Here is a 10,837-nt window from a genome sequence, read left to right as displayed (position 1 = left end):
ACCAGCCCCACCTGCAACAACTCCTCCGTCACCGGCGTCGGCATCAAGGACGCCGGCCGGATCTTCTACGGCGGCATGCTGCTCAAGACCAGCGGCATGACCTACAAGCGCTACCGCACCACCACCCTGACCGCCGCCAAGAACCTCGACCCCACCTGCAACCTGTTCACCCGCACCAAGGCCGCCTGGGACGCCGTCAGCGTCCCCGCCCAGACCGGCGACCCGACCTGCACCGGCGGCCAGACCAACGAGTACTCGCTCTCGCTGAACCCGACCTCCGGCCAGGTCCAGCCCGGCTCCTCGACCACCGCGACGGTCAACACCCAGGTCACCCAGGGCAGCGCCCAGTCGGTCAACCTGAGCGCCTCCGGCGCCCCGAGCGGTGCGAGCGTCAGCTTCAGCCCGTCCTCGGTGCAGACCGGCGCGTCCTCCACGATGACCGTCTCCACCAGCGCGACCACCGCGCCCGGCAGCTACGTGATCACGGTCACCGCCAGCGGCCAGGTCACCCACACCACGCAGTACACGCTGACGGTCGGCGGCGGCAACCCCGGCGGCAACGCGCCCGACATCAGCGTCACCAACGTCCAGGCGCACCTGGCCCAGCTCAACAGCATCGCCTCGCAGAACGGCGGCAACCGGCGCACCGGCACCTCCGGCTACAGCCAGTCGCTGGCCTACGTGAAGGCCAAGCTCCAGGCGGCCGGTTACCAGGTCACCGAGCAGACCTGCACCACCTGCACCTACCAGGCCAACAACCTGATCGCCGACTGGCCGGGCGGCCCCGCCGACCAGGTCACCATGTTCGGCGCGCACCTGGACGGCGTCAGCGCCGGCCCGGGCATCAACGACAACGGCTCCGGCTCGGCGGTCCTGCTGGAGAACGCGCTCGTCCTCGCGCAGCAGAACCCGACCCTCACCCGCCACGTGCGGTTCGCCTGGTGGACCGGTGAGGAGCAGGGCCTGCAGGGCTCCAAGCACTACGTGAGCCAGCTGAGCTCCACGGCCCGCAGCGCGATCAAGGGCTACTACAACTTCGACATGGTCGGCTCGCCCAACGCCGGCTACTTCATCAACAACGTCAACTCCACCACCTCGGCGCCGATGAAGGCCTACTGGGACTCGCTGAACCTCCAGCCGGAGGAGAACGTCGAGGGCCAGGGCCGCTCGGACGACGCCTCGTTCCAGTCGGCCGGCATCCCGACCTCGGGCTACGCGGCGGGCGCCAGCGCCACCAAGACCAACGCCCAGGCCGCGAAGTGGGGCGGCACGGCGGGCCGCGCGTACGACTCCTGCTACCACTCGTCGTGCGACACCACCAGCAACATCAACGCCACCGTGCTCGACCGCAGCGCCGACGGCGTCGCCTACACCCTGTGGAAGACCTCGGTCGGCGGCGGCCCCAACCCGGGCAACGACTTCTCGGTCGGCGTCAACCCGGCCACCGGCTCGGTCAAGCCGGGTGAGTCCACCACCGCCACGGTGAGCACCCAGACCACCTCCGGCTCCGCCCAGACGGTGAACCTCGCCGTGTCCGGCGCGCCGGCCGGGGTGACCGCCACGGTCAGCCCGTCCTCGGTGCAGTCCGGCGGCTCCGCGACGCTCAGCATCGCGGTCGGCTCGTCGGTCCCGACGGGGACGTACAACCTGACCGTGACCGGCACCGGCTCGGTCTCCCACACCAGCAGCTACTCGCTGGTGGTCACCTCCGACCCGGGCCCCGGTGGCGGCAGCTGGACCCCGGGCACCACGTACCAGGCGGGCGACGTCGTCACCTGGAACGGCGTCAGCTACCGGTGCCTCCAGGGCCACACGGCCCAGGTGGGCTGGGAGCCCAACATCGTCCCGGCCCTCTGGCAGGCGATCTGAGCGGACCGGATCGTCTCCGGGACGGGATAAGGGCGGTGCCGCGGTTCGTCGAGGGGGACGGACCGCGGCACCGCCGCCTTTTCCGGCGGCGGGCTCACCAGGAGCAGTCGGCCTCGCCCTCGATCGCGGCCCCGGCGACCAGCGCGTAGTGGTCCCCGGCCGCGCGGGCGTCCGGCGGACCGACCCGGAGCACGGTGGGGCCCGCGGCGGTGTGCCGGGTGTAGCAGGCCTCGCCGATCCGGGTGGCACGCCCGGGCGTCCAGCCGCGGGCGGTCAGTTCGGCCGCGTAGTACTCCTGGACCCGGACCGGGCTGCCGGGGTGGTCGTAGCCGACGGCCGCGACCAGCAGGTTCTCGCCGTCGCCGTCGACGCACTCGGTGGAGACGGCCTCACCGTCCGGCCTGACCCCCGCGGGCGCCAGGCGCAGCTCCTCCAGCCCGGCGAGGCCGGCGAGCCTGGCCTCCTGGCCACTGCCGCAGCGATCGCCGTCCCGCAGGACGAGCACCCCGAGGCCCGCGGCGGCCAGGGAGGCCACCAGGGCCGCGGCCGCCAGGGGCACGAACCGGACGAGGAGTTTCTGACGGCGGGTGGGCACTGCGGACGCTCCGGGACTCGGGGGGACGTGTCCGGGTGACCCTAAGGCACGGCGGAACGAACGGCCCCTGCCGTAGAGTCGGCGGTGTGACCGCCACCACGAACCCCGGCTCCCCGTCCGCAGGGCCCGTGCCCGAACTGCCGCCCGAGGCGGTCGAGGAGTGGCGCACCGAGGAGGCCGAGCTGATCGAGCTGCTGGCCCGCACCCGGCAGCGGCTCGGCGGCGTCGCCGCGTTCCGGATCGGCCCGCGGCCCACCGTCCTGGTCACCGACCCGGAGGCCGTCCAGCACGTCCTCGGCCGGCACCCCGAGCGCTACGTCAAGCGCTCGCACCGCGCCCGGGCGATCGCCGGGGACGGCGTGCTCTCCGCGACCGGCGACGCCTGGAAGCGCCAGCGGCGCACGCTCCAGGCCCAGTTCACCGGCCCCGGGATGCGCCGCTACGAGCAGCGGATCGCCGCCGCGGCCCGTCGCACCGCCGACCGCTGGGCCGGGTACGCCCGCACCGGGGAGCGCGTGGACATCGGCGAGGAGATGCGCCACTTCGCCCTGGACACCATCTGGCGCGCGCTCACCGGCCACCCGCTCGACGCCGCCACCGAGCGCGAACTCGACCGCATCACCGCCGTCGTCGCCGCCCTCCCCCAGCTGCCCGACGGCGACCACGCCCGCGACGCCCTCGCCGGCGACCTCGCCCGGATCGACGCCGTCGCCCACGCCGCCATCGACGCCGCCCGCCGCCGCGAGGACGGCCCGGACGGCCCCGGGGTGCTGCGCGACCTGCTCGACGCCGCCGAGGAGCACCCCGAGTACACCGACCGGCTGATCCGCGACGAGCTCGTCACCCTGCTGGTCGCCGGTCACGAGACCACCGCCACCACCCTCACCTGGCTGCACCTGCTCCTCGACGCCCACCCCGAGGCCCGCGCCCGGGCCCTCGCGGCCGGGCCCGAGGGCTCGCCCGAACGGCGCGAGGCGGTGCAGGCGCTGGTCGGCGAGACCCTGCGGCTCTACCCCTCGGCGTGGATCCTCCCCCGGCACGCGCTCGCCGACGACACCCTCGCCGGTCACCGCATCGAGGCCGGCACCGACCTGCTGGTCTGCCCCTACCTCACCCACCGCGACCCGGCGCTGTGGCCCGACCCGGAGCGCTTCGACCCGACCCGCTTCACCGGCGGCGGCACCCGCCCCGCCCACCTCGGCGCCTACTTCCCCTTCGGCCTGGGCGCCCGCGCCTGCCTGGGCACCCAGTTCGCCCTGCGCGAGTCCGGCGCCCTGCTCGAACTCCTGCTCCCCGCCCACGAGGTGCGCTTCCTGAGCACCCCGCCGGGCGCCGCCTACGGCATCACCGTCCGCCCGGACGGCCCGACGCCCGCCGTCCTGACGGCGACCGGCGGCCGCTGAGCGCCGGGCCTCCCCGGGTGCGGACGCCCGCGCTCCTCAGCCGCGCGGGTCCCGCACGCGCGTCAGCAGCGACCGGGCGGCCCGCAGCTTCCCGCCGTACTCCTGCGGCTCGCCGTGGGCCAGCCGCTCGAAGATCCGCACGCCCTCCAGCGCCGCGTCCAGGGCATCCGGTGAAGCCGCCCTTCCGGCGTCGATCAGGGCGGACACCAGGATGCCCAGCGCCAGGCCCAGGTCGTCCGGCCGGCGGGTGGAGGAGTCGCCCGCACCCGGCGCGCGGTGGACCGCGACGGCTTCGCGGGCCGCAACGACCGCCTCCCGCGGCCGGTCCGCCGCCAGCAGGACGCCGGCGAGGACGCCGAGGGAGCGCCCGTAGCCGGGCCGGTGGGCCGCCGGCTCGGTGCCGGCCAGGTCCTTGCGCACGGCGACGCTGCGCCAGGCCGGGGCCACGGCGTCCCCGGGCCGCCCCATCGCCCCGAGCAGGGAGGCGAGGGTCGCCAGGGACATCGCGTAACCGGGTGCGTGGGCGGCCGCGTTGGCCGTCACCAGCCGGCTGCGGAGGTCGACGGACTCCCGGGCCAGGTCGAGCGCCCGCTCGAACCGGCCCACCTCCGGCAGCCGCGCCGACAGGTTGTTCAGCGCCATCGCGAGCCCGGGCCCGTGGGCGGCGAAGTCCTCCAGCGCCAGCTCCCGGTAGAGGTCCGCGGACTCCTGGGCCGCGTCCACCGCCGGCCGGGGCAGGTCCGCCCGCCACAGGGCGATGCCGAGACTGTTGAGGCCGTTGGCCAGAGCCGGCCGGTACACGGCGGGGTTCCGGCCCGCCAGAAGGCGGAGGACCTCCACCGCCTCCCGGGTCCTGGCCAGCGCGTCCTGCGGCTCGCCGACCCACCACAGCAGCTCCCCCAGGCTGCCGAGCGCGGCGCCGAGCCCGGACGCATGGGCGTCGGGGTCCGACTCCACGAGCCCGCGGCCGAGCGCCACGGCCTCCTCCAGCAGCGCGACGGCCTCGTGGCGCCGGCCGCTGCGGGAGAGCAGGGAGCCGAGCCGGCGCAGATCGGCGGCCAGGGCCGGGGTGTGGGTCGCGGGGTCGGCCCCGGCGAGCCGCCGGGAGATGTCCACGGCCTCCCGCGCCCGGATCAGGGCCTCCTCGCGCTGTCCCGCCTGCCACAGTGACTCGATGAGGTCGGTCAGCGCCGCGTTGAGATCGGACTCGAAGACCGCCGGGTTCGCCCCGGCCAGCGGCCGGTAGGTCTCCACGGCTCCGCGCGCCCGGGCCACGGCCTCCTCGCTGCGCCCCGTCCTCGTCAGGAGGAAGCCGAGCCTGGCGGCCACCCGGGCGTGGTTGGGGGCGTAGCGCGCCGGGTCGGCCTCGGCGAGCCCCCGCAGGATCGCCTCGGCCTCCCGGACCGGCTCCAGCGCCTCCCGGTACCGGCCGACCGTCGACAGCACGACGCCGAGGCCGTCCAGCGCGGCGGCGAAGCCGTCGCCGTAGGCGCGCGGGTCGGCCTCGCCGAGCGGCCGGTGGAGCGCCACCGCCTCCCGGGCGGCGGCCAGGGCCTCCGGTACCCGGTGCGCCGCGGAGAGCCGGTCCGCCAGGACGCTCAACCCCCCGGCCAGCGCGGCCCGGAGGTCCGCGGCGCCGGGATCGGCCGCGAGCGACCGCCGGAAGAGGCCGGCGCCCTCCCGGGCCGCCGACAGGCCCTCGCCCGAGCCCCCCGCCCTGGGCAGCAGGCCCGCCAGGCACACCAGGGCTCCCGCGAGCCCCCGCTCGTAGGTGTCCGGGTCCGCCTCCGCGAGCAGCCGCCAGACGGGCAGGGCGTCCCGGGCGACGGTGAGCGCCTGGGCGTCCATGCTCGCGTTCGTCAGCCGCAGGACCAGACCCTGCCGGACCACGGCGTGCGCGACGGGGTCCTGGGTACCGGTGAGGCGGTGGACGGCCAGCCGGAAGGCGACCACGGCGGAGCCGGAGTCGAGGTCGGTGTGACGGCCGGCGGGCAGCCGGGCCTCGACGGCTTCCAGCACCTCCCGGGGCAGGTCGGGCAGGTCCGCGAGCGCGGCGAGCGCGGCGCCGCCCGCGCGCACCGCCAGCACCGGGCGGGCACCCAGCAGCGGGGCGATCTGCTGCTCCGTCAGATGGGGCCAGCGGGCGGCGGCGGCCGACAGCACGGTCAGGGCGGTCCGGGTCCAGAGCCGCTCCTGCTCCGAATCGCCGGTGCCGAGCAGCCGGGCCGGGACGAGCGTCAACCGGGGGTCGGGCTCGTAGGTGCGCACCGTGCGCTGACCCGGGACCGAGAGGGCGAGGAAGTCCTCGGCCAGGCGGTCGGGGTACAGCGGTTCGAGGAAGGTCGTCGCGCCGCCGCCGTCCGGGCCGGGACGGGTCTCGGAGGAGTCGGGGTAGGCGGTGGCGTGATCGCGGAGCAGCCGGTCGGGCGGGAACGGCGCGCCGCTGCCGGCGGTCGCCCGGGCGACCGCCTCCAGGGCGTCGTCGTGGGTCTGGCGCCCGATCAGGGCCGCGACGTAGACGCCCCGGCCCAGCTCGATCTGGTCGGCTCGGGTCCGGCCGTGCCGGTGGAGGTCGCGCCAGTAGGCGCCTTCGCGGGTCAGCAGATGGGCGGAGACCTGTGCGGGACTGGCCAGTTCGGGAAGCGCGGACCCGTCGCGCCGGCTCCGGTGGACCGCGTCGACCCAGGCCAGGGCCGCCATGTGGACGGCCAGTGCCTCACGGAAGCCCTCGTCCTCGGCCACGGACCGGGGCGGCGGAAGGTCGTCGAGGCCGGTGATGCGCAGGGCCTCGGCGAAGCGGGTGCACGCGGCCGTGAACAGCGCGAGGGGGGTGTTGCCGTCGGTGCGGTCCGGCCCGGTGGTGCCGGTAGGTCCGGTGGTGCCGGTGGTCTCGTCGGCCAGCGGGCCGAGCTCCAGTCGGCCGGTGTCGAACTCCATCCGCTCCAGGTCGTTGCCGGCCAGGGTCTGCCACCACACCCCGGCCGCCCGGGCGACCAGCAGCACTCTGGTGCGGTCCGGTTGGCGGGTCGCGTCCGCGCACAGTTCCAGCAGGTCGGCCGCAGGCCAGCGGTCGGCGTAGTCGACGACCAGCAGCGTTCCGGTGCCGCCCGGGACGGGCGCGCCGTCCAGGCGGCCGGGACCGCGCTGCGGCCCGTCGGCCGGGTCGCTCGCGTGCCGGGCCTGGAGCACCCGCCAGCCGAGCGCGTGGCTCCTGCGGGCGAACTCGGTCGCGAGCCGCGTCTTCCCCTGGCCGCCGACCCCGTGCAGCAGCAGCGCCGACACCGGCTCACCGCTGTCGCGCCAGGCCGCCAGTCGGGCCAGCTCGGACCGGCGGCCGGTGAAGTCCACGACCTCGAAGCGGGAGTGGAGCAGCCGCGCGGGCTGCAGACGGGCCCGCTCGACCGACAGCACCCGGCGGTCGAGCGGGAAGGCGTCCAGCTTGTACAGCGGGCGTTCGTTGTGGACGGTGATGTCGACGTCCCCGGAGACGTCCTTGACCAGGAAGACCGAGCCGTGGACGACCGAGTCCGCCACCCACTGGTCGCCCTGCCGCAAACGCTTCCGGCCGATCACGCCTCGACCTCCACATCACCCGTCACGCCGTCGATCTGCACGACCGAACCCCCGACCGCGGAACGCTCGACGAACTGGCCCCCGGCGGCGGCCGGTGCGGCCGGGGTGGCCACCGGCGCCGCGCCCGGAGGCGGGGACGGGGGCAGGGGCGGGGGCGGGGCGGCCGGTCCGTTGCGGACGGTCATCCTGACGTTGCCCCGCGCCCCGGTGATCTGGACGACATCGCCGCCCACGCTGCTGCCCACGACGGCCTGCCGGGAGACCTCCCGGTGCCCCTCGCCCCCGGCGGGGGACCTGCCCCGGAGCGCCGCCAGTCCGCCCGCGACGGCCCCCGCGGCCGCCCCCAGGGTCAGCCGCGCCCCGGCGTCGCGCACCCCGCGGAGCGGCCCCACCGCCCCCACGAGGATCCACACGGCGGCGAAGGCCAGGACCGCGACCAGCCCCGCCACCCACCATCTCCGTCCCTGCCTCATCCGGCTCTCCCCCTGTCCCACGAGACCGCCCGCCCCTCGCGCCCGGTGTGCGCGCCCGGCATGCGCGCCGACGCGCCTCGGCGGAATCCCACTTATCCCGCACTCGCCGGACAGCGTCAAACCGGCGGAAATGCGGTGGCCGGCCGCGTCGTTCGCGGCTACGCTCCCGGCTCTCCGACGTCCGTGCCGCCCCGTCAGAACGGACCGCACCGCCATGACCGATGCCCTGCTCTCCGGGCTCCTCGCCGGCTATGGCGTCGCCGTGCCGGTCGGCGCGATCTCCGTGCTGGTCGTCACCCTCGCCTCGCGCGTCTCGCTCGGCCGGGGCCTGGCCGCCGCCCTGGGCGTCGCCACCGCCGACGGCCTCTACGCGCTGGTGGCGGTGCTCGGCGGTGCGGCGCTCGCGCCGGTGATCGCACCGGCCGCGGGCGTGCTGGAGATCGCGGCCGCCGGGGTCCTCGTGCTGCTCGCCGTCCACGGCCTGCGCGCGACCGTCCGCGCCCACCGGCTGGAGGGCGGCGCACCGCCACCGATCGCGGCCTCGCCGTGGCGCACCTACGCGACCCTGCTCGGCCTGACGCTGCTGAACCCGCTCACCGTGGTCTACTTCACCGCCCTGGTGGTGGGCGGCCGCACCGGCCCGGGCCCGCTCGGGCCGGGACTGGTCTTCGCCCTCGCCGCGTTCGCCGCCTCGGCCGGCTGGCAGACGCTGCTCGCGTGCGGCGGCGCCCTGCTGCGCCGCACCCTCACCGGCCCCCGCGCCCGCCTCCTCACCGGCCTCGCCGGCAACGCCGTCGTCCTCGCCCTGGCACTCCGCCTCGCCCTCGCGGCCTGAACCGACAGCGGGCCGAACCACCTCGCCCAGGGCACCTCGGCGGCGGGCGGCAGAGCGGAACTCCGAGAGCGGGCCACCGCAGCGACGGCTCCGGCGGGCGTACCCGGCAATGGCAGCGACATCGGCAACAGGCAGGCTCGTACAAGCAGTCAACCGACCAGCAACTCCACCCGAAAGCCGGCGCCCTCGACGGCGCAGGCGTGCGCGGCGGCCCCGATCGACGGAAGAAGGGAACCGACCGGCCCAGGGCACCTCGGCTGCAGGCGGTAGGGCGAGCCACCGCAGCGCGGCAGCTCCGGCGGGCGTACGGGTCGGCGGCGACATCGGGGCCCTGCGCGCGATCAACCGGCCGGCCGCGCCGGGGAAATCGTGCTGCCGCCCGTCGACACGGCAAGGACCGACGGTCGCGAGGGCTCCCCGGACCGGGCCGCCGACGCCGGGGGGCGCGGCCTCGTGCGGGGAACGCCGCCCGGTGGGCGCCGTCGGTGCCGCCCCGCCCCGCGCGGCCGCAGCATCGGGCGTGACGGCTGACGGGCGGGACGCCCGGAGCGGGTGGCGGCTATGCTGCGGCGCATGGACATCGTGATCCCGCTCTTCGAAGGTTTCGAACCGCTCGACGCGATCGGCCCCTACGAGATCCTCGCGCTCGTGCCGGGTGCCGCCGTCCGCTTCGTCACCGGCGAACCGGGCCTGGTCCGGGACACGTTCGGGGCGCTGCCGGTGCACGTGCCGACCGCGTACTCCGAGGTGGAGCGCTGTGACGTCCTGCTGATCCCGGGCGGCGGCGGCATCCGGCCGATGCTCGCGGATCCCGCCTTCCTCGACTGGGTGCGCCGGATCCACGCCGGCACCCGGTTCACCACCTCGGTCTGCACCGGTGCCGTGGTGCTCGGCGCGGCCGGTCTGCTGAAGGGCCTGACCGCGACGACGCACTGGTCGGCGACCGCCGAACTGGAGTCCCACGGCGCCGTCTACACCGCCGACCGGGTGGTCCGGCACGACCGGCTGATCACCGCCGCCGGGGTCTCGTCCGGCATCGACATGGCCGTCCGGCTCTCCGCCCTGCTCACCGACGAGACCACCGCCCAGGCGATCCAGCTCTACGCCGAGTACGACCCGCAACCCCCGTTCGACACCGGCTCGGTGGCCAAGGCCCCGGCCGAGGTGCTCGAACGGGCCGCCACCCTCGGCTGAGGCCCGCCGCCCCGGCAGTTCCACCTCGCTAGGTGGCGGGCCGGCGTCGACCCGGTGACGCTCGACATCGGGCTGGGGGCTGCACGCACATCCGGCTCGCCCACGGCGGTTCCCTCCGACGGCCCGGCTCGTCGTGGCCCACGGTGGGGTCCCCCGCTCTGCGCGCCCCCACCGGCGCGCGGCCGGAGTGTGCGCCCCGGGCGCGCGCCGACACCCCCGCTGCCGGGGAGGCGCGGGGCGGGAGACGGGTAGGACAGTGGAGACCGGGAGCGGTGCCGCAGCGCGAGCGCCCCTCCCACGAACCGTTGCCCGCCCATCCTTCCATCGTTCGCACAAGGACGTGCCCATGAGCGACGACCCCTCCCAGCTCGCCGTCATCGACCAGATCCGCGCCGCCGGTGAGCACGCCGAGCGCCTGCTCCTCGCGTCGGGGCGCCCGGCCCCGGTGCGGACCACCCCGGACCGGGCCGCGCCGTGGTTCCGGGAGACCCGGGCGGTGATGCTCCGCGCCGAGGGGGACGGCACCCTGCGCCACTGCGGCCACCTGGCGGCCCCGCAGCCGACCGTCGTCCTGGCGGAGGCCGCGGACCGGCTGGTCTGCTGGGACTGCTACACCAAGGCGCAGGCGCTGCGCAGGTGCCACCTCTGCGGACGGGCGGCGGGGACGCGGTCCCCGGACGGCGGCGTCGAGGCGGTGGTCCGCGGCCCGGCGGCCGTCTACTCGCGCATGGTCTGCCGGGCCTGCGCCGAACCGGCCGGCCCCCGGGGCACCTTCGGCAACGGCCGCTGACCGGCCCGGCGGCAGGGCGGGTGCCGGGAGCCGGGATGCTGCCGCTGCCTCGACGCCCGGCCGCCCCGCACGGCCCCGGGCGGCGCCCCCTCGCTCGTCCGAGGG

The 10,837-nt window shown here is 76.3% G+C and carries 8 protein-coding genes; 5 read left to right on the top strand and 3 right to left on the bottom strand.

Going from position 1 to position 10,837, the window contains the following annotated elements:
- On the top strand, positions 1-1,869 hold a 1,869-nt coding region (locus ACFXAM_RS34615), incomplete at its 5' end, for a M28 family peptidase (RefSeq protein WP_380297382.1).
- A gap of 94 nt (positions 1,870-1,963) precedes the next feature.
- Here ACFXAM_RS34615 and ACFXAM_RS34610 read toward each other — a convergent pair.
- Positions 1,964-2,464, bottom strand: coding sequence for a hypothetical protein (locus ACFXAM_RS34610; RefSeq protein ID WP_380297380.1), 501 nt, complete (start codon positions 2,462-2,464; stop codon positions 1,964-1,966).
- 86 nt (positions 2,465-2,550) lie between these two features.
- Here ACFXAM_RS34610 and ACFXAM_RS34605 point away from each other — a divergent pair, with 86 nt between their 5' ends.
- Positions 2,551-3,867: a cytochrome P450 gene (locus tag ACFXAM_RS34605; RefSeq protein ID WP_380297379.1), complete on the top strand. Its 1,317-nt coding sequence runs from the start codon at positions 2,551-2,553 to the stop codon at positions 3,865-3,867.
- Between the two features lie 36 nt (positions 3,868-3,903).
- Here ACFXAM_RS34605 and ACFXAM_RS34600 read toward each other — a convergent pair whose 3' ends face one another.
- Together ACFXAM_RS34600 and ACFXAM_RS34595 are read right to left on the bottom strand one after the other, a co-directional pair.
- On the bottom strand, positions 3,904-7,440 hold the full coding sequence (locus tag ACFXAM_RS34600) for a tetratricopeptide repeat protein (protein ID WP_380297377.1): 3,537 nt from the start codon (positions 7,438-7,440) through the stop codon (positions 3,904-3,906).
- Complete coding sequence (locus ACFXAM_RS34595) at positions 7,437-7,913, bottom strand: hypothetical protein (protein ID WP_380297376.1); 477 nt, start codon at positions 7,911-7,913, stop codon at positions 7,437-7,439. Before ACFXAM_RS34595 ends, ACFXAM_RS34600 begins: the two co-directional genes overlap by 4 nt.
- A gap of 214 nt (positions 7,914-8,127) precedes the next feature.
- Between ACFXAM_RS34595 and ACFXAM_RS34590 the strand changes: the two genes are divergently transcribed.
- The 3 genes from ACFXAM_RS34590 to ACFXAM_RS34580 all read left to right on the top strand — a co-directional run bounded on the left by ACFXAM_RS34590 (position 8,128) and on the right by ACFXAM_RS34580 (position 10,732).
- On the top strand, positions 8,128-8,748 hold the full coding sequence (locus ACFXAM_RS34590) for a LysE family transporter (RefSeq protein WP_380297374.1): 621 nt from the start codon (positions 8,128-8,130) through the stop codon (positions 8,746-8,748).
- Positions 8,749-9,321: 573 nt separating this feature from the next.
- Complete coding sequence (locus tag ACFXAM_RS34585) at positions 9,322-9,942, top strand: DJ-1/PfpI family protein (RefSeq protein ID WP_380297373.1); 621 nt, start codon at positions 9,322-9,324, stop codon at positions 9,940-9,942.
- Positions 9,943-10,288: 346 nt separating this feature from the next.
- Positions 10,289-10,732 carry a hypothetical protein gene (locus ACFXAM_RS34580; RefSeq protein ID WP_380297372.1) on the top strand — a complete coding sequence of 148 codons (444 nt, stop codon included), beginning with the start codon at positions 10,289-10,291 and terminating at the stop codon, positions 10,730-10,732.
- The last annotated feature ends 105 nt before the right edge of the window (positions 10,733-10,837 follow it).

The sequence above is a fragment of the Kitasatospora sp. NPDC059462 genome (assembly GCF_042749955.1).
In the GTDB taxonomy this organism is placed as follows: Bacteria; Actinomycetota; Actinomycetes; order Streptomycetales; family Streptomycetaceae; genus Kitasatospora.
Note: the sequence above shows the minus strand (reverse complement) of the source record. Positions and strands in the feature narration are given on the sequence as shown.

Excerpts from the sequence above, each read along its gene's own strand:
- ACFXAM_RS34595 (WP_380297376.1), bottom strand. The coding sequence starts at position 7,913 with ATGAGGCAGGGACGGAGATGGTGGGTGGCGGGGCTGGTCGCGGTCCTG.
- ACFXAM_RS34590 (WP_380297374.1), top strand. The coding sequence starts at position 8,128 with ATGACCGATGCCCTGCTCTCCGGGCTCCTCGCCGGCTATGGCGTCGCC.
- ACFXAM_RS34585 (WP_380297373.1), top strand. The coding sequence starts at position 9,322 with ATGGACATCGTGATCCCGCTCTTCGAAGGTTTCGAACCGCTCGACGCG.
- ACFXAM_RS34580 (WP_380297372.1), top strand. The coding sequence starts at position 10,289 with ATGAGCGACGACCCCTCCCAGCTCGCCGTCATCGACCAGATCCGCGCC.